The sequence below is a fragment of the Pseudomonas sp. FP603 genome, assembly GCF_030687415.1.
Classification (GTDB): domain Bacteria; phylum Pseudomonadota; class Gammaproteobacteria; order Pseudomonadales; family Pseudomonadaceae; genus Aquipseudomonas; species Aquipseudomonas wuhanensis.
Window position 1 is genome coordinate 1,786,195 of the sequence record NZ_CP117431.1, and the last position, 21,849, is coordinate 1,808,043.

General features: G+C 60.0%; 18 protein-coding genes and 4 pseudogenes. 15 read left to right on the forward strand and 7 right to left on the reverse strand.

The features are described 5' to 3' along the window. Nucleotides 1-5 precede the first annotated feature (5 nt). The 5 genes and pseudogenes from araH to PSH65_RS08235 all read left to right on the forward strand — a co-directional run bounded on the left by araH (nucleotide 6) and on the right by PSH65_RS08235 (nucleotide 5,438). Entirely contained in the window at nucleotides 6-974 is a 969-nt protein-coding gene (gene araH / locus PSH65_RS08215; protein WP_305425749.1) for an L-arabinose ABC transporter permease AraH, read from the forward strand. Between the two features lie 145 nt (nucleotides 975-1,119). Next, nucleotides 1,120-1,833 (forward strand): GntR family transcriptional regulator, encoded by a 714-nt coding sequence (locus tag PSH65_RS08220; protein ID WP_305425751.1) that lies wholly within the window; start codon nucleotides 1,120-1,122, stop codon nucleotides 1,831-1,833. After that, complete coding sequence (locus tag PSH65_RS08225) at nucleotides 1,830-2,828, forward strand: ADP-ribosylglycohydrolase family protein (RefSeq protein ID WP_305425752.1); 999 nt, start codon at nucleotides 1,830-1,832, stop codon at nucleotides 2,826-2,828. Before PSH65_RS08220 ends, PSH65_RS08225 begins: the two co-directional genes overlap by 4 nt. Before the next feature lie 220 nt (nucleotides 2,829-3,048). Then, nucleotides 3,049-4,516: pseudogene (locus PSH65_RS08230) on the forward strand (cytosine permease). Next, nucleotides 4,509-5,438 (forward strand): PfkB family carbohydrate kinase, encoded by a 930-nt coding sequence (locus PSH65_RS08235; protein ID WP_305425753.1) that lies wholly within the window; start codon nucleotides 4,509-4,511, stop codon nucleotides 5,436-5,438. Before PSH65_RS08230 ends, PSH65_RS08235 begins: the two are co-directional and overlap by 8 nt. A 115-nt stretch (nucleotides 5,439-5,553) precedes the next feature. On the opposite strand, the gene PSH65_RS08240 is transcribed toward PSH65_RS08235, so the two are convergent. The 5 genes and pseudogenes from PSH65_RS08240 to PSH65_RS08260 form a co-directional block, all read right to left on the reverse strand. Then, on the reverse strand, nucleotides 5,554-5,934 hold the full coding sequence (locus PSH65_RS08240; protein WP_305425754.1) for a Rho termination factor N-terminal domain-containing protein: 381 nt from the start codon (nucleotides 5,932-5,934) through the stop codon (nucleotides 5,554-5,556). Nucleotides 5,935-6,023: 89 nt separating this feature from the next. Continuing rightward, on the reverse strand, nucleotides 6,024-6,278 hold the full coding sequence (locus PSH65_RS08245; RefSeq protein WP_305425755.1) for a hypothetical protein: 255 nt from the start codon (nucleotides 6,276-6,278) through the stop codon (nucleotides 6,024-6,026). A 55-nt stretch (nucleotides 6,279-6,333) separates the two neighbouring features. Next, on the reverse strand, nucleotides 6,334-6,636 hold the full coding sequence (locus PSH65_RS08250; RefSeq protein WP_305425756.1) for a hypothetical protein: 303 nt from the start codon (nucleotides 6,634-6,636) through the stop codon (nucleotides 6,334-6,336). An 82-nt stretch (nucleotides 6,637-6,718) separates the two neighbouring features. After that, nucleotides 6,719-7,925 (reverse strand): annotated as a pseudogene (locus PSH65_RS08255) (MFS transporter). A 111-nt stretch (nucleotides 7,926-8,036) separates the two neighbouring features. Further along, entirely contained in the window at nucleotides 8,037-8,690 is a 654-nt protein-coding gene (locus PSH65_RS08260; protein WP_305426957.1) for an HD domain-containing protein, read from the reverse strand. Between the two features lie 232 nt (nucleotides 8,691-8,922). Between PSH65_RS08260 and PSH65_RS08265 the strand changes: the two genes are divergently transcribed. From PSH65_RS08265 to PSH65_RS08290, 6 genes and pseudogenes are all read left to right on the forward strand, one after another. Continuing rightward, a complete protein-coding gene (locus PSH65_RS08265; RefSeq protein ID WP_305425757.1) occupies nucleotides 8,923-9,405 on the forward strand; it encodes a GNAT family N-acetyltransferase in 483 nt (160 codons plus the stop codon). Nucleotides 9,406-9,620: 215 nt separating this feature from the next. Next, nucleotides 9,621-10,613: a 2-dehydro-3-deoxygalactonokinase gene (locus PSH65_RS08270; protein ID WP_305425758.1), complete on the forward strand. Its 993-nt coding sequence runs from the start codon at nucleotides 9,621-9,623 to the stop codon at nucleotides 10,611-10,613. 19 nt (nucleotides 10,614-10,632) lie between these two features. Beyond that, entirely contained in the window at nucleotides 10,633-11,253 is a 621-nt protein-coding gene (locus tag PSH65_RS08275; RefSeq protein ID WP_305425759.1) for a 2-dehydro-3-deoxy-6-phosphogalactonate aldolase, read from the forward strand. Nucleotides 11,254-11,299: 46 nt separating this feature from the next. After that, nucleotides 11,300-12,448: a galactonate dehydratase gene (dgoD, locus tag PSH65_RS08280; RefSeq protein ID WP_030131992.1), complete on the forward strand. Its 1,149-nt coding sequence runs from the start codon at nucleotides 11,300-11,302 to the stop codon at nucleotides 12,446-12,448. 185 nt (nucleotides 12,449-12,633) lie between these two features. Continuing rightward, nucleotides 12,634-13,945 (forward strand): annotated as a pseudogene (locus PSH65_RS08285) (MFS transporter). Between the two features lie 60 nt (nucleotides 13,946-14,005). Continuing rightward, nucleotides 14,006-14,809, forward strand: coding sequence for an IclR family transcriptional regulator (locus tag PSH65_RS08290; RefSeq protein ID WP_305425761.1), 804 nt, complete (start codon nucleotides 14,006-14,008; stop codon nucleotides 14,807-14,809). Here PSH65_RS08290 and PSH65_RS08295 read toward each other — a convergent pair. Next, nucleotides 14,806-15,858 (reverse strand): NAD(P)-dependent alcohol dehydrogenase, encoded by a 1,053-nt coding sequence (locus PSH65_RS08295; protein ID WP_305425763.1) that lies wholly within the window; start codon nucleotides 15,856-15,858, stop codon nucleotides 14,806-14,808. The genes PSH65_RS08290 and PSH65_RS08295 overlap by 4 nt on opposite strands. Before the next feature lie 189 nt (nucleotides 15,859-16,047). Here PSH65_RS08295 and PSH65_RS08300 point away from each other — a divergent pair. Further along, nucleotides 16,048-16,938, forward strand: a pseudogene (locus PSH65_RS08300) (AraC family transcriptional regulator N-terminal domain-containing protein). A gap of 83 nt (nucleotides 16,939-17,021) precedes the next feature. Here PSH65_RS08300 and PSH65_RS08305 read toward each other — a convergent pair. Further along, a complete protein-coding gene (locus PSH65_RS08305; RefSeq protein WP_305425764.1) occupies nucleotides 17,022-18,686 on the reverse strand; it encodes an electron transfer flavoprotein-ubiquinone oxidoreductase in 1,665 nt (554 codons plus the stop codon). Nucleotides 18,687-19,234: 548 nt separating this feature from the next. Between PSH65_RS08305 and PSH65_RS08310 the strand changes: the two genes are divergently transcribed. From PSH65_RS08310 to PSH65_RS08320, 3 genes are all read left to right on the forward strand, one after another. Beyond that, nucleotides 19,235-19,984 carry an electron transfer flavoprotein subunit beta/FixA family protein gene (locus PSH65_RS08310; protein ID WP_003226982.1) on the forward strand — a complete coding sequence of 250 codons (750 nt, stop codon included), beginning with the start codon at nucleotides 19,235-19,237 and terminating at the stop codon, nucleotides 19,982-19,984. A 2-nt stretch (nucleotides 19,985-19,986) separates the two neighbouring features. Next, nucleotides 19,987-20,916, forward strand: coding sequence for an electron transfer flavoprotein subunit alpha/FixB family protein (locus PSH65_RS08315; RefSeq protein WP_305425765.1), 930 nt, complete (start codon nucleotides 19,987-19,989; stop codon nucleotides 20,914-20,916). Nucleotides 20,917-20,998: 82 nt separating this feature from the next. Continuing rightward, complete coding sequence (locus PSH65_RS08320) at nucleotides 20,999-21,847, forward strand: ABC transporter substrate-binding protein (RefSeq protein ID WP_305425766.1); 849 nt, start codon at nucleotides 20,999-21,001, stop codon at nucleotides 21,845-21,847. The last annotated feature ends 2 nt before the right edge of the window (nucleotides 21,848-21,849 follow it).

Consider the following 21,849-nt stretch of genomic DNA (forward strand, 5'->3'; position numbering starts at 1 on the left):
TGACTATGACCATCCAAAACAACGCTTTGCCAACCCCGCGCAAACCCTTGGATTTGCGACGCTTTCTCGATGACTGGGTGATGCTGCTGGCGGCCGTCGGGATCTTCGTGCTCTGCACCTTGCTGATCGACAACTTCCTGTCGCCACTGAACATGCGTGGCCTGGGCCTGGCGATTTCCACTACCGGGATTGCCGCCTGCACCATGTTGTATTGCCTGGCGTCCGGGCATTTCGACTTGTCGGTGGGCTCGGTGATCGCCTGTGCCGGCGTAGTCGCGGCGGTGGTGATGCGCGACACCGACAGCGTGTTCCTCGGCGTGAGTGCCGCGCTGGTGATGGGGCTGATTGTCGGGCTGATCAACGGGATCGTGATCGCCAAGCTGCGGGTCAATGCATTGATCACCACGCTGGCGACCATGCAGATCGTTCGCGGCCTGGCTTACATTTTCGCCAACGGTAAAGCGGTAGGCGTGTCCCAGGAGTCGTTCTTCGTCTTCGGTAACGGCCAGTTGTTCGGTGTGCCGGTGCCGATTCTGATCACCATCGTCTGCTTCCTGTTTTTCGGCTGGCTGCTGAATTACACCACCTACGGGCGCAACACCATGGCCATCGGCGGCAATCAGGAAGCGGCGCTGCTGGCCGGGGTCAACGTTGACCGGACCAAGATCATCATCTTCGCCGTGCACGGTGTGATCGGTGCGTTGGCCGGGGTGATCCTGGCGTCGCGCATGACGTCCGGTCAGCCGATGATTGGCCAAGGCTTTGAGCTGACGGTGATCTCGGCCTGCGTGCTCGGCGGGGTGTCGCTGAGTGGCGGGATCGGGATGATTCGGCATGTGATTGCCGGGGTGCTGATTCTGGCGATCATCGAGAATGCGATGAACCTGAAGAATATCGATACGTTTTATCAGTACGTGATTCGCGGTTCGATCTTGCTGCTGGCGGTGGTGATCGATCGACTGAAACAACGCTGATTTTCCCTTGTGGGAGCGGGTTGTCACCGATCGTTCCCACGCGGAGCATGGGAACGATCATTTGGAGGATCCTTCACCCACTTTCACAAAATATCCCTTGCTCGTCCCAACCCCTTTCAGCTATGACGGTACACCCGAGGTGTACATGATTAGACCGCTACGAATTGACAAGAAACAACAGGTACTCGACGAGCTCGTCCGGCGCATCGAAAACGGCCTCATGGAGGACGGCGTTCTATTGCCGGGCGAGCATCGGTTGGCTCAAGAATTCAAGGTCAGCCGTGGCACGCTGCGTGAAGCCCTGGCCGAACTGAAACGGCGCCAGTACATCGCTTCGCAAAGCGGGGTGGGGTCCATCGTCACGTTCGACGGTGTGGTGCTCGATCAGCGCAGCGGCTGGGCCCAGGCGCTGGCCGACAATGGGGCGCTGATCAATACCGAAGTGCTGCGGCTGGAGGCGGTGACCCGTCCTGACCTGCTACCACGTTTCGGCACCGATCAGTTCATCACCCTCGATCGTCGCCGCCGCGGCACCGATGGCACGCTGGTGTCCCTTGAACGCTCATTGATGCCCGCCACCGGAGGCCTTGAAAGCCTGCCGCGAGTCGGGCTGATCGATGACTCCCTGACCATCACGTTGGCCGCCTACGGCTACATTGGCGACCACGGGGATCAGTGGATCGGCGCTGAACCCTTGAATGCCGAAGACGCCGAATTGCTCGGGCGTCCGGTGGGAACAGTATTCCTCAAGGCCCTGCGCACCACTTACGACCGTCAGAACCGCTTCATGGAACAGGTCGAAAGCCTGCTCGATCCGGTGCATTTTCGTCTGCACCTGCAAATTGGAACTTCAAAATGACCGCGCTCGACCGTGCCCTCGGCGCGTTCTACGGACTGGCCCTGGGCGATGCGCTGGGCATGCCCACCCAATCCCTGAGCCGCGCCGAGATCAAGGCGCGCTTTGGCGAAATTACCGATCTGCAAGACGCTGGCCCGGATCAACCGATCGCCGCAAACATGCCCAAAGGCTCGATCACTGACGATACCGAACAGGCGATCCTGATCGGTCAGTTATTGATTGAAGGCGAGGGCCGGATCGAACCGGCGGTGCTGGCCCAACGCTTGATCGACTGGGAAGCCGCGATGCAAGCCAAGGGCTCGCAGGATTTGCTCGGCCCCTCAACCAAACGTGCGATCGAGATGATCCTCGCCGGCCACTCGCTGGAAGAGGCAGGTCGCCACGGCACCACCAATGGCGCGGCGATGCGCATAACGCCGGTGGGGATTGCGGCCGATGTTGCCGATCCCGAGCGTTTCATCCGCGCCGTGGTGCAGGCCTGTCAGGTGACCCACAACACCACGCTGGGAATTGCCAGTGCGGCGGCGGTGGCGGCGGTGGTTTCTGCCGGGATCAACGGCATGGACCTGAGCGAGGCATTGAACCTCGGCCAGCAGATCGCTCAGCAAGCCGAAAGCCATGGCCACTGGGTCGCTGGCGGACGTATCGCCTCGCGCATCAGTTGGGCGCGGAGCATCAGCGTCGACAGCGACAAGGCGCTGCTGGGGGACGTGCTGTACGACGTGATTGGCACTTCGGTGGCCTCGCAGGAATCGGTGGTGGTGTCGTTTGCGCTGGCTCAGCAAGTGGCTATCGGGGAGATGACGGCCTTCGAAGCGTTGTGCATGGCTGCCAGTCTGGGCGGTGACACCGACACCATCGCGGCGATTCTCGGTGCCATGCTTGGGGCCTGTCTGGGGCTTGAGAGTTGGCCGGTGGCGATGATCGAAAAGGTCAAAGCCGTTAATTCGTTGGAGTTGGAACCGTTGGTGCAAGGACTGCTGGCCTTGCGTTGAATGTACTGACGTCATCGCGGGCAAGCCCGCTCCCACAGGAATAGTACAAACCTTGAGATGCACGCCGTACCTGTGGGAGCGGGCTTGCCCGCGATAGGCGCGCCGCATATTTGAATTTTTCACCCGCAATGGAACGCACTGATATGGCAAGGACCGCCGGAACGTTATGTCGACTTCCGAAATTGCCCATAACCACAACAATGGCAACAGGAGTTTTTTTATGAGTTCATCGAACACCGGGCAAAGTGCCGGGCAATTGGAAACCCGTGGCATCGAGCCGGTGCCGGAAGGGGAGTGCAACGGTCACCCACTGCAACTGTTCTGGGTCTGGTTCGCGGCGAACATTTCCATCCTCGGCTTGCCGTTGGGCGCCACGCTGGTGGCCTTCCGCGGCCTGGCGATCTGGCAGGCGATCATCGTCGCCATCCTCGGCGCCGCCGGTTCGTTCGCGGTGGTCGGGATCATCTCCATTGCCGGTCGTCGTGGTCGCGCACCGAGCTTGACGCTGTCGCGAGCAATCTTTGGGGGGCGCGGCAATATCGGTCCGACACTGGTCTCGCTGATGTCGCGACTGGGTTGGGAAACCGTCAACACCACCACCGCCGCATTCGTCTTGCTGTCGCTGTGCTCGATTCTGTTCGGCTCGCCGGTGCAAGCCAAAAGCGCGCCGCTGCTGACCCTGGTGTTCATCGCGGTTTTTGTGCTGCTGACGTTGTCGGTGTCCGGCCTCGGTCACGCCACGTTGCTGGTGATCCAGCGATGGGCGACCTACGTGTTCGGTGCGTTGAACATCCTGGTCGGCGGTTTCCTCTGCGCGACTATCGACTGGAGCGCCGTGTTCAATGCGACGCCCGCGCCACTGAGCGCAATGATCATCGGCATCGGCACCATGGCCGCCGGCACCGGGATCGGTTGGGCCAACGCCGGTGCCGACATGTCGCGCTACCAGCACCGCAGTGTCAAAGCCGTGCGTCTGGTGGCGTCGGCGGCGTTCGGTGCGGGGATTCCGCTGGTACTGCTGATCACCCTCGGTGGTTTGCTGTCGGTGGGCAATAATGATCTGGCCTCGGCCACTGACCCGATCGTCGCGATCCGCGACATGCTGCCGACCTGGATGGCCGTGCCATACCTGATCACCGCGTTCGGCGGCCTGCTGCTGTCGAACAACCTGTCGGTGTACTCCGCCGGTTTGACCACGCTGACCCTCGGCCTTAAGGTCAAGCGCGTGTACGCGGTGGTGCTCGATATCATTGCGATCTTCGCCGGGTCGATCTACTTCATGCTGATCGCAGAGAGCTTCTACGGCCCGTTCATCACCTTCATTTCCTTGCTGGCCGTGCCAATCACGGCGTGGGTCGGGATCTTCGTGGTCGACTTGATCCATCGTCATTACTACAGCCCCAAAGACCTGCTGGACGTCAGCCCGAGCAGCGCCTACTGGTATCGCGGTGGCGTCGAGTGGCGCGCCTTCGGTGCATGGGCGCTGGCGATTGTGCTGGGTTTCAGTTTCACCACCATTGGCACAACCGAACAAGATGTCTGGTTCCGGGGCTTTTTGTCCGACTCCTGGCTGGGGCCATAACGGCCTGGGCTGGATCGTGACGTTCCTGGTGGCCGGCGGGATTTACTGGGTGCTCGGCGGTGCCAAGGACCGCCGTGCCGCGTTGCTCGAGCCTGCGCATGTCTAGATTGCTGCACACCGGCCAGGTCATGATCGACCTGGTCATGGCCGTGGATAAGTTGCCTCAATCGGGTGGTGACGTGCTGGCGCAATCCGCCCGTTTCGAGGCTGGCGGTGGCTTCAATGTGATGGCCGCGGCACGGCGAAACGGCTTGCCGGTGATCTACCTCGGGCGCCATGGAAAGGGCCGTTTCGGCGACCTGGCCCGAGAGGCGATGACGGCTGAAGGCATTCGGATCGGCATCGATCAGAGCACTGAGCGCGACACCGGGCTGTGCGTCGCGCTGACCGAAGCCTCGGCCGAGCGCACGTTCATTTCCTGCATCGGTGCCGAAGGCGAATTGACTGCCGAAGACCTGGCGAGTGTGCCGGCCGAGGCGGGGGACTTTGTCTATGTCAGCGGCTATAGCCTGTTGCATGGCGGCAAGGCTCAGGCGCTGGTGGATTGGGTGCTGGATTTACCGGACGGGGTCAAGGTGGTGTTTGATCCGGGGCCATTGGTGGATTCGCCGGATGCGCCGCTGATGAAAGCCTTGTTGCCGCGCATCGATCTGTGGACCAGCAACCGTGTCGAGGCGCTACGGTTTACCGGGGCGACGGATATCGGCGAGGCATTGCATCGATTGGCGGATCATCTGCCGACCGAGGTGTTGACGGTGGTACGCGATGGGCCGCAAGGGTGCTGGATCAGCCAGCGCGGCGATCACCAGCCTGTGCCGGGATTCAAGGTCGAGGCGGTGGACAGCAACGGCGCGGGGGATGCTCACGCCGGCGTTTTTATCGCCGGGTTGGCGCACGGATTATCGGCAGTCGAAGCGGCGCGGCGGGCGAATGCGGCTGCGGCGTTGGCGGTTACTCGTTGGGGGCCGGCGACTTCGCCGGGGACGGCTGAGGTGGATGCGTTGATTCACGAGACTTTCGGCGCTTGAGCCACCGCTTTCGCGAGCAAGCCCGCTCCCACATGGGTTTGTGTCGTTAACAAATCCCCTGTGGGAGCGGGCTTGCCCGCGATGAGGCCCTCAAATTCACCCTCAATCCAGATCTTTAACCCGCCTTGCGCAACGCCTCGATCAACGCTTGCTTGCGCATGCTCGAGCGCCCTGGAATCTTCTTCGCCCGGGCTTCTTTCATCAGGCTGTCCACCGTCTGCGTATCGCGCGAAGCCTTGCTGTTGCGCGGCTTGCCTTCACGGGTGGCCACTGCGCGACGGGCTGATTCCTTGCGATCTGCAGACTTGGCGCTGGCCGGCTTCTTGCGCCCGGAACCGCCGGCGCGTTCACCTCCACCCGACTGCTTGTTCACCGTGGCCCAGGCGCGAGCTTCGGCTTCATCTTTCGACACGCCTTTGTGCTCGTAGCTTTCTTCGATGTGTTCGGCCTTGCGTTTCTGCTCGGCGGTGTATTTGTCTTTGCTTCCACGAGGCATGGGATTTCTCCTGGTTGTAGGAGCCTGCGACCTTTGCTTTTCAAACCTTCACAGGCAAAAGATCGCAACCTGTTGCAGCGCCTACTCGGTTAGACATCCAGCTTGCGCGCCGCCTCAACTCCAGCGGCGCTGAGTTTGATCGGCAGGTTCAGCGAGTGCTCGCCGGCTTCGTTGCAGATCACATGACCGTGCTGGATCAGCCCGCGTTCCTGCAGAGTGGCGAGGGTGCTGGCCACGACTCTCTCCCCCCGGTAATTGTCCAGAACCTCCTTGCCCAAACCATTTGGGTGGGCGTGCAGCAGGCGGGTCAGGACTTCTTTTTCCAGGTTTTTATCGACGTTCATGGTTACCTCTTTGTCAGGATGGGTAGGTATTGCATGTTCCCTCGCATCGGCGAACTTATTGACTGACGCTACGGCCTTCGGAGCCCGAGCCACCGGTGGTGGTTTTTGAGCCGACGCCGGTTCCGGCGTTGTCAGGCGTCTGGGTCATGCCGCCCTGACGGCTCGCGTCGTCGTGATAAATCCGTGGGTCTGTGGCCGTCGGAGAAGGCGACCGGCCGCTGTCGATGCCTTGGGTGGCCGCAGATTTTGGCCTTTCGACTGGATCGGTCGAGTCGGTTCCGGAAGAGGTGGTCGCGGCAAACGCGACAGAGGTGAGCAATGTGGTGAGGGCTAGGGCGGTCAGTCGGGACGTGATCATGGTGTGGTCTCCGTTGATTAGAGTCCTTACCCAATATTGGTCCTTCCCGACTTGAATTGGTGCCTGATGAACGACGAGTGGTCTAGGCCTGCTGTAACGATTTGATCCTGCTGACATGACGCCCGATCAACCGACCTACGGTGATCAGCCAGTTCAGCAGGGCGACCGTCAGTAACGTGAGCAACAGTGTCACCATCCCGTGTTCGACGATGATTTTCCCGGCCAGCAACGGAAAGCCAAACACGCCGATGAAGTAGGACAGGCTGAACAACAGCAAGGACTGCGAGGTAGTGCCGGACGGCGCTTCGTTCGCCGCCAGGCCATTGATCACCGAATACGTCAGCCCATAACCCACCCCGAGCATCATCGCCGCCAGTACGTAGCTGAACCCGTCGTCGACGACAAAACCGAACATCAGGATCGAAACCATCATCAGGCCCGACAACAGACAGGAGGCACGCAATGGATCGCGTTTGACCACGAACCCGGCAATCAACATTCGGCTGCTGATCGCCGCGCCCATGAAGCCGAAAAAGAATAGTGAATAATCAAGTGAACGGGACGCCGCGTAACTGGTTTGAAAACTCGACAGACCACCGAACACACAGCCGCCGAGGCCGACCATGATGATCGGAAACACGGCTCTGGAGGACAACACCCGAGCCGTTGCGTGCCAGGATATTCGGGCGACTGCCGCTGATGCCGAGGGCGTTTTCTTGAGCTGGGCATCCAGCCGCCAGAACAGCAAGGCACCGATCAGGCTGGCCAGCGCCGCGAGATAAAACGCTGCCGTCACCGGATACCCGAGAGCACTGGCAGCACGGCCCAACAATGGACCGCTGCCGATCCCGGTCATCATGCTTCCCGACAGCAGCGCAAAGTATTTGGCCCGTTGCGCAGGCGTCACCAGACTCGCGACGATGATCGGTCCGAGCGTGTAGAAAACGCCCCAGCCCAACCCTAGCATCAGTCCAAAAAACAGCAGCAGATTGCCATAGCCAGGCGTCAAGGCAAATCCCAGGCTGGCGACCACCAGTAAGAGGCTGAACAGTGCAATGGAGCGCGCCGCGCCGAGCAGGTCGGACAAGTGACCGGAGACAATCACTGCCGCAAAGGTACTGAGCATCGCCGCCGAAATCACGCTGCCGGCATCGTGTTCGTTGCCACCACGAGAGCCGATCAGCAGCGACAGTAGAAAAGTCGAGCCATAGGACAACGACAACCAAATAGCTGGCGAGGCAGAACAGGCTGAACAACCTGCTTGAGACGGGTGGGGCGGCGGTAGACATGAGTCGTTCCTTGACCTGATAGACGTGAATGTCATCTATCTATCACGCAAGGTACCGATGATAGGTCTGTGGTTACCGATTTCAGGGTTAGTGGAGGCCGGAGTAATGCTTTCAGCAGACGCCGATTTCTTCCTTGAACAGCTCCATGAAACCCTTCAGGCGTTCGTGGCGAAGCTGTGCCAGACGTTGGCCGGTGGTCGTTTGGAAACCGTCCGCAAGATGCAGCAGCTTGGTCTGGAAATGATCGAGGCAAAAGCGCTTGTCGTCGTAGTTCCGTTCTTTGGCCTCTGGGTCCAAAGGGTCGTACAACGCACTGCCCATGCGCCCGGCAATGTAGAAAGTTCGCGCCACGCCGAGCATGCCAAGGGAGTCGAGGCGGTCGGCATCCTGGATGATTTTCGCTTCGAGGGTGATGGGCATGATGTTGGCGCTGAAGCTATGGGCTTCGATGGCGTGGACGACCGCTGTGATTTTTGCGCCAGGCCAATCCATGGCTATCAGTACTGTTGAAGCTTTCTGTGCCGCCAGCCGTGAGGCCTGTGAGCGCAGCGGCGAGTTTTTCTCCACCGCCACGCAATCGTGCAACAGCACGGCGGCCAGCAGCACCTCAAGATCACCGCCTTCTTCGGCATGAAGCGTGCGCACGTTGTGCCACACCCGCTGTAAGTGCGACAGATCATGGGCGCCGTCCTCGCCAGGTTCCAGTGCATGAGGCAGCAGTTCAGAAGCCAGATTGTGCAGCGGAGCGAAAGCAATGGCGGTCATAAAAGTCCTTTTGTGTGGAAACGCTTTTGTGGCGAGGGAGCTTGCTCCCGCTGGGCTGCGCAGCAGTCCCAATCCCGGATGACACGGTATTTCAGTTAGATCAGCGTCGCCAGTTTTGCGATTGCTTTGCAGCCGAACGGGAGCAAGCTCCCTCGCCACATTGCTATCAAATGTGACGAGCGCCGCGCGCGGACTTAGTATGGCGTTTTCCAACTTTTCACAAGGCACGTTCATGACGATCGAAATCCGCCCGGCAACCCCCAGCGATGCTCCGCAAATCCTCGCGTTCATCACTGAACTGGCGGACTTTGAACGGGCCCGCCACGAAGTCATCGCCAGCGTCGCCGACATCGAGCGCAGCCTGTTCAGCGAAGGCGCCACCGCCCATGGCCTGATCTGCCTGCGCGATGGCCTGCCGATCGGCTTTGCGGTGTTCTTTTTCAGCTATTCCACCTGGCTGGGCAGCAACTGCCTGTACCTCGAAGACCTCTACATCACGCCTGAACAACGGGGCGGCGGCGCCGGTAAAACCTTGCTGCGCCATTTGGCGAAAATCGCCTGCGCCAATGACTGCGGCCGTTTCGAATGGAGCGTGCTGGACTGGAACAAACCGGCGATCGAATTCTACAAATCCCTCGGCGCACAACCGCAGGAAGAGTGGGTGCGGTATCGGATGGATGGGGTGGTGTTAAGGGATTTTGCCGCGGGTAATTGATCCCCTAAAAAGATCGCAGCCTTCGGCAGCTCCTACGGATTCGATGTACGACGCAATATTGCGGTCGAACACCATCCGGGTAGGCGCTGGCGAAGGCTGCGATCTTTTTTGGGGTTGTCTCAATATATGGGATCGATATTTATATATTGAGATTTGTCCGCGTCCAGGTTTATAGTCCAGCTCACTCACTGCCAAAAAACAAAACAGGTGAAGCGATGCTGGCGCAATTGATCGCGCTCGATTGGGGGACAACCTCATTACGTGCTTACAAACTCGGCTTCGGTGGCCAGGTGCTGGAACAGCGCTCGCTGTCGTCCGGGATCATGCAGCTGCCCAAGACGCCGCGAATGATCGCCGGCCAGGAATGCGCCGACGGTTTTGAATTGGCCTTCGATGAGGCGTGCGGTGACTGGCTCGACGCGCAGCCCGATTTGCCGGTGATTGCTTGCGGCATGGTCGGCAGTGCTCAGGGCTGGCGCGAAGCGGCCTACTGCGACACGCCGGCGAACGTCGCCAATCTCGGAACTTCCCTACAAACCGTTCGCAGTCTTCGCGGTGTCGATGTGCACATCGTGCCGGGCGTGATTCAGCGTTCGCGTTTGCCGAACGTGATGCGCGGCGAGGAAACCCAAGTCCTCGGCGTGTTGCAGAATCTGCCGAGCGGGGCGGGCAACGATCTGTTGATCGGCCTGCCGGGCAGTCATTCGAAATGGGTGGAAGTGGCCGACGGCTGCATCGAGCACTTCGATACTTTCATGACTGGCGAAGTCTTCGCCGTCCTCAGTGAACACAGCATTCTGGGGCGTACTCAGCAGCGCGGCGCGTCCTTTGATGGTGAAGCGTTTGATCGTGGCGTGCGGGTGGCCCTGTCGTCGGACGCTGAGATCGGGCCGCTGTCGACATTATTCAGTGCCCGCAGTCTGGGGCTGACCGGCGAACTCAGCGCCGTCGCTCAGCCGGACTATCTGTCCGGCCTGTTGATCGGCCATGAACTGTCGGCCCTGGCCAACGTTCAGCGGCGTCGGCGCAACAGCGTGCACCTGCCCTCGATCATCCTCATCGGCAACGCCCAACTCTGCGCCCGCTACAGCCGGGCGCTCGACGCCTGCGGTTTTGCCCGGGTGACCCTGGCCGAGCAGGCCACCGAACGCGGGTTGTGGCAGTTGGCGGTTGCCGCCGGACTGATCGCGACACCCCCATCCCGTTAAACCTGACTGGAGGTCTGACATGCTCAAGCAAGCACTGGCACAAAACGGTCTGATCGCGATCCTGCGTGGCCTGCGTCCGCAAGAGGCGGCAGCCGTCGGTGAAGTCCTGTACGCGGTGGGATTTCGCGTCATCGAAGTGCCGCTTAATTCCCCCGAACCGTATGAAAGTATCCGCATCCTGCGCAGTACCTTGCCCGCCGATTGCCTGATCGGCGCGGGCACGGTGTTGACGCCGGAACAGGTCGAGCAAGTGAAAGCGGCGGGCGGCCAAGTGATTGTCATGCCCCACAGCGATGCCAAGGTGTTGCGCGCGGCGAAAGCAGCGGGGCTGTTCCTGTCGCCGGGCGTGGCGACGCCGACCGAAGCCTTTGCGGCGCTGGCCGAAGGGGCGGATGTGCTGAAGATGTTCCCGGCCGAACAGATGGGCCCCGCCGTTGTGAAAGCCTGGCTGGCGGTGTTGCCGGCAGGGACGGTGCTGGTGCCGGTGGGCGGGATTACGCCGGACAACATGCAGGTGTTTGTCGAGGCCGGCGTCAAAGGTTTCGGCCTCGGTTCCGGGTTGTTCAAACCGGGCATGACACCTGAGGAAGTGGCAGTAAACGCCAAGGCGTATGTCGCTGCCTGGAATGCTTTGCGTTAAGACTTTTGGCGCTGTGAGCGCTGCATCTACAAGAGAGACAATAGAGATGAAAATCACCAAACTCACTACCTTCATCGTTCCGCCGCGCTGGTGCTTCCTCAAAATCGAAACCGACGAGGGCGTGACCGGTTGGGGTGAGCCCGTGGTCGAAGGCCGCGCGCACACCGTCGCCGCTGCGGTTGAGGAATTGTCCGATTACCTGATTGGCAAAGACCCACGCAACATCGAAGACATCTGGACCGTGCTCTACCGTGGTGGCTTCTACCGGGGTGGCGCGATCCACATGAGCGCCCTGGCCGGCATCGATCAGGCGTTGTGGGACATCAAGGGCAAGGCGCTGGGTGTGTCGGTCAGCGATCTGTTGGGTGGTCAGGTGCGCGACAAGATTCGCGTTTATTCGTGGATCGGTGGTGATCGCCCGGCGGACACCGCTCGCGCCGCGAAAGAAGCGGTCAGCCGTGGTTTCACGGCGGTGAAAATGAACGGCACCGAAGAACTGCAATTCCTCGATTCCTTCGAGAAGGTCGACCTGGCCCTGGCCAACGTCGCCGCCGTGCGCGATGCGGTCGGCCCGAATGTCGGCATCGGCGTGGACTTCCATGGTCGGGTGCACAAGCCCATGGCCAAGGTGCTGATGAAGGAACTCGACCCGTACAAACTGATGTTCATCGAAGAGCCGGTGCTCAGCGAAAACTACGAAGCGCTGAAGGAGCTGGCGCCGCTGACCAGCACGCCGATTGCCCTTGGCGAGCGGTTGTTTTCGCGCTGGGACTTCAAGCGGGTGCTCAGCGAAGGCTACGTCGACATCATCCAGCCCGATGCCTCTCACGCGGGCGGCATCACCGAAACCCGTAAGATCGCCAACATGGCCGAAGCCTACGACGTGGCATTGGCGCTGCATTGCCCGTTGGGCCCGATTGCCCTCGCCGCGTGCCTGCAACTGGACGCTGTTTGCTACAACGCGTTCATCCAGGAACAGAGCCTGGGCATTCATTACAACGAGAGCAATGACCTGCTCGATTATGTGAAAGATCCGCGGGTGTTCGACTACGACAAGGGCTTCGTGAAAATCCCCAACGGCCCGGGCCTGGGCATCGAGATCAACGAGGAATACGTCATCGAACGCGCTGCCGTCGGCCACCGCTGGCGCAACCCGATCTGGCGCCATGCCGATGGCAGCTTTGCCGAGTGGTGAGTCCCTCCTGACTCAACACAAATCCCTGTGGGAGCGGGCTTGCCCGCGATAGCGTCCTGTCAGTCACATCAATGCTGAATGTGCCGCCGCCATCGCGGGCAAGTCGGATCGCCGCACCGCCGCTCCCACAGGGGGCAGCGCAAGTCTTCAAATTGACCTCAATAAACATAAGAAGAGGCACCCCCATGCAACCGCAAACCCTCACCGGGGCAGGCGTCGTTGGTGACGCCGAGCCGCAAGCGGTTTTTCATCATGGTCCTGTTGTTCATCACCGTGGTGATCAACTACCTGGACCGCAGCAACCTGTCCATTGCCGCTCCGGCGCTGACCAGCGACCTGGGCATCGATCCGATCCATGTCGGGTTGATCTTTTCCGCCTTCGGCTGGACCTACGCTGCCATGCAAATCCCCGGCGGCTGGCTGGTGGACCGGGTGCCGCCGCGCATTCTGTATAGCGTCGCATTGCTGCTATGGTCGATTGCCACGGTGATGCTCGGCTTCGCCGCCAGCTTCATCGCGCTGTTCGTGCTACGCATGGCCGTTGGTGCCCTGGAAGCACCGGCGTATCCGATCAACAGCCGCGTGGTGACGACCTGGTTCCCCGAGCGCGAACGCGCCACGGCCATTGGTTTCTACACCTCCGGGCAGTTCGTTGGCCTGGCGTTTCTCACGCCGGTACTCGCGTGGTTGCAACACCAATATGGCTGGCACATGGTGTTTGTCAGCACCGGCGCGGTGGGCATCATTTGGGCGGTGATCTGGTACGCGGTGTATCGCGAACCACGGGATTTCAAGGGCGCCAACGACGCTGAAATCGAGCTGATCCGCGAGGGCGGCGGGCTGGTGGATATCCAGGCTGAACAAGCCAAAGTGAAAGCCAAATTCAGCTGGACTGATCTCGGCATCGTTCTGACCAAACGCAAGTTGTGGGGCATCTACCTCGGCCAGTTCTGCCTCAATTCGACGTTGTGGTTTTTTCTGACGTGGTTCCCGACCTATCTGGTGAAATATCGCGGTATGGACTTCATCAAGTCTGGCTTGCTGGCGTCGCTACCGTTTCTGGCGGCCTTCGTCGGCGTGCTGTGTTCGGGGTTCTTCTCGGACTTTCTGATCCGTCGCGGCTACACCGTGGGTTTCGCCCGCAAGTTGCCGATCATCGGTGGCCTGCTGATTTCTACCTCGATCATCGGCGCCAACTTCGTCGAGTCGACGCCGCTGGTGATTGCCTTCCTCGCGTTGGCCTTCTTCGGCAATGGCCTGGCCTCGATCACCTGGTCGCTGGTGTCGACGCTGGCCCCGGCACGCTTGCTTGGATTGACCGGTGGGGTGTTCAATTTCATCGGCAACCTGGCGGCGATTACCACGCCCATTGTCATCGGTTTTCTCGCTTCCGGTGATTCGTTTGCCCCGGCGATTACCTATATCTCGGTTCTGGCGTTGTTGGGTGCGCTTTCCTACGTATTGCTGGTGGGCAAGGTCGAGCGTATCAAGTTGTAGTCGCGGCCATCGGGCGACCATAATGCCGCCCGTTCACTCGCTCAACGGTAAAGGCTGGATATGCAGGAAGACGCCCCAAAAATCACCAAGGACGCCGCGCCGACTGGCACCCAGACACTGCTTCGTGGTTTGGGTGTGGTTCAGGCCGTGGCCAGTGGCGCCCGCGATCTCAAGGAAATCGCCCGGCTGATCGGCACCACACGCAGCACCACTCATCGTCTGGCCAGTTGCCTGGTGGACGAGCGTTATTTGCGGGTGGTGCCGCAAGTCGGTTATCTGCTGGGGCCGAAACTGATCGAACTGGGTTTCCAGGCACGTGAAGAGCTGCCGCTGGTGACGCTGGCCGGGCCGTATCTGGATGAGTTGTCGGCGTTGACCGGCGACACCATTCACCTGGCGATTCGTGAAGGCGACGAGGTGCTGTACCTGCTCAAGAATCCGGGGCGCAATGGCCCGGAAATGCGTTCGCGGGTCGGCCATCGCATGCCGTTGGCGCGTACCGGGATTGGTAAGGCGCTGATGCTTGATGACTCGCAGGAAGAATGGCAACGGCTGTATGAAATCAGCTTGCCGGTGGGTGGGAAAAATCAGTTCTGGCCGCAGCACCCGGAGCAATCCTGGGAGCAGTTTCAGCAGCGCATGATCGAGTACGTGGCCGGCGGTTACGCGTTCGATCTGGAAGACAACGAACCGTCGATCCGCTGCGTGGCGGCACCGATTCGCGATGCCAGCAAGCGCATTGTCGCCGGCATCAGCATCGCCAGCACCGTGCCGTACATGCCGCTGGAAAAAATGGCCGAGCTGATTCCCCTGATCAAAGGGGTCACAGCCCGACTGTCGGCGGAGTTGGGCCTGAAGGTTTAGAGTTTCAGCGTCGCCATGTCGATCACGAAGCGGTATTTCACGTCCCCGGCAATCATGCGGGTGTAAGCCTCGTTGATCTGGCGGATGTCGAGCATTTCGATGTCGCAGGTGATGCCGTGCTCGGCGCAGAAATCCAGCACTTCCTGGGTTTCTGCGATGCCGCCGATCAGCGAGCCGGCCAGCACGCGACGACCCAATACCAGTTTGGCAGCGTGAACCGGTGGATCGATCGGTTCAATCAAGCCCACCAGAATGTGTACGCCGTCGAAACGCAGGGTATCGAGGTAGGGATTGAGGTCGTGCTGCACCGGAATGGTGTCCAGCAGGAAGTCGAAATGTCCTGCGGCGGCTTTCATCTGTTCTGCGTCGGTAGACACGATCACATGGTCCGCGCCTTGACGACGACCTTCTTCAGCTTTACTCGCCGAGCGGGTGAACAAGGTCACCTCTGCGCCCATCGCCTTGGCGAACTTGATGCCCATGTGGCCGAGGCCACCCATGCCGAGAATCCCGACCTTGTCGCCAGCCTTGACGCCGTAGTGTTTGAGCGGCGAGTAGGTGGTGATGCCGGCGCACAGAATCGGCGCGGCGCTGGCCGGGTCGAGTTTCTCCGGGATACGCACGACAAAGTGTTCGCTGACCACGATGCTGTCGGAGTAACCGCCCATGGTGTTGCTGCCATCGACCCGGTCCGGGGTGGCATACGTCATGGTCGGACCTTCAAGGCAGTATTGCTCCAGATCCGCCTTGCAGGCTTCGCAGTGGCGGCACGAGTCGACCATGCAGCCGACGCCGACCAGATCGCCGACTTTGTGTTGGGTAACATTCGCACCGACCGCGGTGACTTTTCCGACAATCTCATGGCCGGGCATCAGCGGGTAAACCGCAATGCCCCACTCGTTGCGGGCCTGATGGATGTCGGAATGGCAGACGCCGCAGTAGAGAATGTCGATCGCAACGTCGTCGGCCCGTGGGCTTCGGCGTTCGAATTTCATCGGGGCGAGGGGAGTAGTGGCTGACTGAGCGGCGTATCCGATGGCGGTGTACATGGTGAACCTCGCAAAAGCAGTGACAGGTGAGGCGAGCAATTCTGGGCGCCGCACGGGTTACCGGCCATGGCGATTCCTCCGGGTGTCATGCCTAATCCTCCGGCATGCAGCGTTGATTGGTCGCATTGGCGTTCAGACCTGCGATGATGCTTTCATCCCTCTTTCGCGACTTTTTTTGAAGAGCTCTTCATGTTGTTGACCCGTCATCTCGATGCCAATGCCACGCTGGTTTCGCTGATCCAGCCGCTAACCATTCGCGATGGTTTCGCTACGACTGCGTTGCCGGGCGTGCAGGTTATGCGAGCCAGTTGTGATGTGGCCCGTGGCCCGCAAATCTACGAGCCAAGCCTGGTGATCATCGCTCAAGGCAGCAAGTTGGCGTACCTGGGCCCGCGTACTCTGGAGTACGGTGCCGGGCATTACCTGATTCAGGCGTTGCCGGTGCCGTTCGAATGCGAGACGTTTTCGGCTCCGGATGGCCCGATGCTGGGCGTTTCCATCGCCATTGACCGGGTGTTGCTCAGTGAGTTGGTGCTGGCCATGGGGCTGGCGCCGGGGCGCACTGTTCCTGCACAGACGCCCGAGTCCATGACCTCGGCGGTGCTCGACGATGCCATGCGCGGCTGCGTGGAGCGGTTGTTGCGCTGCCTGCACGATCCGCTGGAATGCCAGATCATGGGCCCGGCGCGCTTGCGTGAATTGTTGTTCGTGGCGTTGCGCGGGCCGCAAGCCGATGTGTTGCGAGCGTTGGTGGAACAACAGGGTCAGTTCGCGCGGATCGCGGCGTCGCTGAGTCATCTGCATGCGCATTACACCGAGCCGCTGAACGTCGAGACCCTGGCCAGTTGCGCGAACATGAGTGCGTCGACGTTTCATGAGCATTTCAAACGCAGCACCTTGTTGTCGCCGGTGCAGTATTTGAAGCGTTTGCGCTTGCTCAGGGCCCAGCAGTGCTGCTGGGCGAAGGCTTGGGCGTGGCCCAGGTGGCGCATCGGGTGGGGTATCAGAGCACGTCGCAGTTCAGTCGTGAGTACAAGCGTTACTTTGAGCGTAATCCGGGGGGATGAGCGCGCTGCCTGATCCACAGGTTCTTGTGGTGACGCTTGAATTGCGGGCAACAAAAAGGCCCCCGTTCAGGGAGCCTTGTTGTTCAGACGGTCGACTTACATGTTCGGGTAAGTCGGGCCGCCGGAGCCTTCCGGCGCCACCCAGGTGATGTTTTGTGCAGGGTCCTTGATGTCGCAGGTCTTGCAGTGAACGCAGTTCTGGGCGTTGATCTGGAAGCGTTTTTCGCCGTCTTCCTTGGTCACCACTTCGTACACGCCGGCCGGGCAGTAACGCTGGGCAGGTTCATCGTACATCGGCAGGTTCTTGGCGATCGGGATGCTCGGATCGGTCAGCTTCAAGTGGCAAGGCTGTTCTTCTTCGTGGTTGGTCCCCGAGATGAACACCGAGCTGAGTTTGTCGAAGCTGATCTTGCCGTCCGGTTTCGGGTAGTCGATCTTCTTGCAGTCGGCCGCCAGTTTCAGGCAAGCGTAATCAGGCTTGGTGTCGTGCAGGGTGAACGGCAGTTTGCCGCCGAAGATGTTCTGGTCGATCCAGTTGAAGCCAGCGCCGAGGATCGGGCCGAACTTGTGCATCGCCGGGCCGAAGTTACGGCTGGCGAACAGTTCGTCATAGAGCCAGCTCTTCTTGAAGGCATCGACGTAAGTGGTCAGCTCCTGTGTGCCGTCCAGATCGGCGAACAGCGCATCGGCCACGGCGTCAGCGGCGAGCATGCCGGACTTCATCGCCGTGTGGCTGCCTTTGATCTTGGCGAAGTTCAGGGTGCCGAGGTCGCAACCGATCAGCGCGCCACCCTTGAAGACCATTTTCGGCAGCGAGTTCAGGCCACCTTTGGAGATAGCACGCGCGCCGTAGCTGATGCGCTTGCCGCCTTCCAGGTATTGCTTGAGCACCGGGTGATGCTTGAGGCGCTGGAACTCATCGAACGGCGACAGGAAGGTGTTGCTGTAGGAAAGATCGACGATCAGACCGACCACCACCTGGTTGTTTTCCAGGTGATAGAGGAACGAGCCCCCGGTGTTCTCGGTGCCCATGATGTCCAGCGGCCAGCCGGCGGTATGGACTACCAGGCCAGGTTGGTGCTTGGCCGGGTCGATTTCCCAGATTTCTTTCAGACCGATGCCGTAATGCTGGGCGTCGGCTTCGCTGTCGAGGTTGAAACGCTTGATCAGCTGCTTGCCAATATGGCCACGGCAACCTTCGGCGAACAGCGTGTACTTGGCACGCAGTTCCATGCCCGGTGTGTACAGGCCTTCTTTCGGATTGCCTTCGCGGTCAACGCCCAGATCGCCGGTGATGATCCCGCGAACCACGCCGTTCTCGTCGAACAGCGCTTCCTGGGCGGCGAAGCCCGGGTAGATTTCCACGCCCAGGTTTTCGGCCTGCTGGGCCAGCCAGCGGCACAGATTGCCCAGGGAGATGATGTAGTTGCCTTCGTTGTGCATGGTCTTGGGCACAAAGAAGTCTGGAATCTTCTGCGCGCTGTCGGCGTTTTTCAGAACGAAGATGTCATCACGTGTGACTGGCGTATTCAGCGGCGCGCCGAGTTCTTTCCAGTCCGGGAACAATTCGTTCAGGGCGCGTGGTTCGAACACGGCACCGGACAGGATGTGAGCGCCGACTTCGGAGCCTTTTTCGACCACGCAGACGCTGATTTCCTTACCGGCTTCGGCGGCCTTCTGCTTCAAACGGCAGGCGGCGGACAGGCCAGCGGGGCCGGCACCGACGATGACCACGTCGAATTCCATGTATTCGCGTTCCACAGGCTATCTCCTACTCAAGGCTCAACAGTTTTTTTTTCTAATTGGAGGTTGGGTGTCGCATTCATGAATTCCCCATAGTGCGGCACAGAGGACAATCGATGAACCACCTTTCTCTTTGGGTGGCGCATTATATCTACACCACTCTTAGCGTCCAATACAAACGTTTGTTTGAATCGGCTCAAAGCCAGATAAATCAAAGTCACGCGGCTTATGACTGGCCATTTTGCCGTATTGACCGGAATAGGTGTTCCGGTCAAGATACGGGCGGTTTTGCGCTCGCCGTAGGCTGACTGTTGGTTTCAAGAGCACCTCTAAAGACAAGGCGATGGCAGGGCAAGGTGATGCGCCACGCAGGTTTGGCGTGCAGTTTACACGTCGCGATAATGAATGACTCGTTGGTCACCACTGACGAACGGTCATAAACGTCGTGAGCGATGGTCACTTGACACGAATGCCGGCGTTTTTAGAGGTGCCCTTGTGCCCCATATGCATCAACCGCCAGGTTCGCCTAGGCGACTTTCTTTTCACCGGAGAGTAACGAGGAATCCATGAAGGTTCTTGTAGCTGTCAAACGCGTTGTGGATTACAACGTCAAGGTTCGTGTCAAGGCGGACAATTCCGGCGTCGACCTCGCTAACGTCAAGATGTCGATGAACCCGTTCTGCGAAATCGCAGTGGAAGAAGCCGTACGTCTGAAAGAGAAAGGCGTTGCGACTGAAATCGTCGTCGTCTCCATCGGCCCGTCCACCGCTCAAGAGCAACTGCGCACTGCGCTGGCTCTGGGTGCCGACCGCGCCATCCTCGTCGAATCCGCTGAAGATCTGACTTCCCTTGCTGTTGCCAAGTTGTTGAAAGCTGTTGTCGACAAGGAACAGCCACAGCTGGTGATCCTCGGCAAACAAGCCATCGACAGCGACAACAACCAGACTGGCCAGATGCTCGCTGCATTGAGCGGCTACGGTCAGGGCACCTTCGCTTCGAAAGTCGAAGTGTCCGGCGACAGCGTTGCCGTGACCCGCGAAATCGACGGCGGCGCGCAGACAGTTTCCCTGAAACTGCCAGCCATCGTCACCACTGACCTGCGTTTGAACGAGCCGCGCTATGCGTCCCTGCCAAACATCATGAAAGCCAAGAAGAAGCCTCTCGAAGTGCTGACTCCGGACGCTTTGGGCGTTTCCACCGCCTCCACCAACAAGACCCTGAAAGTCGAAGCGCCGGCTGCACGCAGCGCGGGTATCAAGGTCAAGTCGGTGGCTGAACTGGTCGAGAAACTGAAAAACGAAGCGAAGGTAATCTAATCATGACTATCTTGGTAATCGCTGAACACGACAACAAAGTGCTGGCTCCGGCCACGCTGAACACTGTGGCTGCTGCCGCCAAGATCGGTGGCGACATCCACGTTCTGGTTGCAGGCCAAGGCGCTGGCGCCGTGGCTGAAGCCGCTGCGAAAATCGCTGGTGTGGCCAAAGTACTGGTGGCCGACAACGCCGCCTACGCTCATCAACTGCCGGAAAACGTTGCTCCGCTGGTTGCAGAGTTGGGCAAGGGCTACAGCCACATCCTGGCTGCCGCTACTTCGAACGGCAAAAACATCCTGCCGCGCGTGGCCGCGACCCTGGACGTTGACCAGATCTCCGAGATCATCTCGGTCGAAAGCGCTGATACCTTCAAGCGCCCGATCTACGCCGGTAACGCCATTGCTACCGTACAGTCCAACGCTGCGGTCAAAGTGATCACCGTGCGTGCCACCGGTTTTGACCCGGTTGCCGCTGAAGGTGGTTCGGCTGCCGTTGAAGCCGTTGCGGCTGCTCACGATGCTGGCACTTCGAGCTTCGTCGGTGAAGAACTGGCCAAGTCCGATCGTCCGGAACTGACCGCTGCCAAAATCGTCGTTTCCGGCGGTCGCGGCATGCAGAACGGCGACAACTTCAAACACCTGTACGCCCTGGCCGACAAGCTGGGCGCTGCCGTCGGTGCTTCCCGCGCCGCGGTCGACGCAGGTTTCGTACCCAACGACATGCAGGTCGGTCAGACCGGCAAGATCGTTGCTCCACAGCTGTACATCGCCGTCGGTATTTCCGGCGCGATCCAGCACCTGGCCGGCATGAAAGACTCCAAAGTGATCGTTGCGATCAACAAGGACGAAGAAGCGCCGATCTTCCAGGTGGCCGATTACGGCCTTGTGGCGGACTTGTTCGAAGCCATCCCCGAGTTCGAGAAGCTGGTCTAATCTGGCGGCTTGACTTATAAAGAGCCCGACCTTTTGGTCGGGCTTTTTTTTTGTTCCGGATTTGGGTGGGGAGAGTGTTGCCATGAGTCTGCGCCGCTGGTTTGGCTGCTCTTTTTTGTCGGGTTTGTGGTTAAGCCTGACGCTGTTGCCGGGGCTGTCCATAGCCGCAGGCAAATGCGAGCGCCTAGTGGTGACCGGCAGCCCCGACGCGCCGCCGTACCTGTGGCAGGACCCGCGAAACCCCAAGTACCTGATAGGCGCCAGCGCCGACCTGTTGCAGCAAGTGGCGGGGGAGTTGGGCATCAAGGTCGAGCTGCTTTACGCCGGCAAACGCTCCCAGGCCCTGGATGAAGTGCGCAGTGGGCGCATGGACATGCTGGCCGATGCGCCATTGACGGTCAGTGAGCTGGAAAATCTGGATTACATCCATCCACCGCTGCTGGAAAACGATTATCTGGTCTGGACCCGCAACGACTCGCTGCTGGTCTACAACGAAGCGCAGGACCTTCACGGCCATCCCGGCGCCTTGTCGGAAAAGGCTCGAGTGACCCCCTCGTTCGGCACTTTCGCCGAGCAGCAATTGACCTTGGTGCGCACGCCAAATCTGACCCAGGCCTTTCAGAAATTGCTGCTGAACGAGGTGGAGTTTGTCCTCGCCGGACGCTACTCGGGCATGGCCCTGGTGCAAACGCTGGGGATGGCCGATGACTTGATGGCCCACCCACAACCCATCGACAAACCCGGCCTGTATCTCGCGGTTTCCCATAACTCCGCCTGCAACGATCCTTGGTTGCGCGGACAGCTGGCCAAAAAGATGACAGAATTGCCCGCGTCCGGACTGACGGAAGCTGCGCTGCTGCGCAATATCGAGCGTTGGAAAACACAACTCTCACAACCGCAGCCACAACCTGTCAGTACCCCAAAACAGTAGGG

Coding starts and splice junctions, on each gene's coding strand:
- PSH65_RS08270 (WP_305425758.1), top strand. CDS start 9,621: ATGCTGGCGCAATTGATCGCGCTCGATTGGGGGACAACCTCATTACGT.
- PSH65_RS08260 (WP_305426957.1), bottom strand. CDS start 8,690: ATGACCGCCATTGCTTTCGCTCCGCTGCACAATCTGGCTTCTGAACTG.
- PSH65_RS08275 (WP_305425759.1), top strand. CDS start 10,633: ATGCTCAAGCAAGCACTGGCACAAAACGGTCTGATCGCGATCCTGCGT.
- PSH65_RS08220 (WP_305425751.1), top strand. CDS start 1,120: ATGATTAGACCGCTACGAATTGACAAGAAACAACAGGTACTCGACGAG.
- PSH65_RS08245 (WP_305425755.1), bottom strand. CDS start 6,278: ATGAACGTCGATAAAAACCTGGAAAAAGAAGTCCTGACCCGCCTGCTG.
- araH (WP_305425749.1), top strand. CDS start 6: ATGACCATCCAAAACAACGCTTTGCCAACCCCGCGCAAACCCTTGGAT.
- PSH65_RS08320 (WP_305425766.1), top strand. CDS start 20,999: ATGAGTCTGCGCCGCTGGTTTGGCTGCTCTTTTTTGTCGGGTTTGTGG.
- PSH65_RS08265 (WP_305425757.1), top strand. CDS start 8,923: ATGACGATCGAAATCCGCCCGGCAACCCCCAGCGATGCTCCGCAAATC.
- PSH65_RS08240 (WP_305425754.1), bottom strand. CDS start 5,934: ATGCCTCGTGGAAGCAAAGACAAATACACCGCCGAGCAGAAACGCAAG.
- PSH65_RS08225 (WP_305425752.1), top strand. CDS start 1,830: ATGACCGCGCTCGACCGTGCCCTCGGCGCGTTCTACGGACTGGCCCTG.
- PSH65_RS08315 (WP_305425765.1), top strand. CDS start 19,987: ATGACTATCTTGGTAATCGCTGAACACGACAACAAAGTGCTGGCTCCG.
- PSH65_RS08310 (WP_003226982.1), top strand. CDS start 19,235: ATGAAGGTTCTTGTAGCTGTCAAACGCGTTGTGGATTACAACGTCAAG.
- dgoD (WP_030131992.1), top strand. CDS start 11,300: ATGAAAATCACCAAACTCACTACCTTCATCGTTCCGCCGCGCTGGTGC.
- PSH65_RS08295 (WP_305425763.1), bottom strand. CDS start 15,858: ATGTACACCGCCATCGGATACGCCGCTCAGTCAGCCACTACTCCCCTC.
- PSH65_RS08290 (WP_305425761.1), top strand. CDS start 14,006: ATGCAGGAAGACGCCCCAAAAATCACCAAGGACGCCGCGCCGACTGGC.
- PSH65_RS08250 (WP_305425756.1), bottom strand. CDS start 6,636: ATGATCACGTCCCGACTGACCGCCCTAGCCCTCACCACATTGCTCACC.
- PSH65_RS08235 (WP_305425753.1), top strand. CDS start 4,509: ATGTCTAGATTGCTGCACACCGGCCAGGTCATGATCGACCTGGTCATG.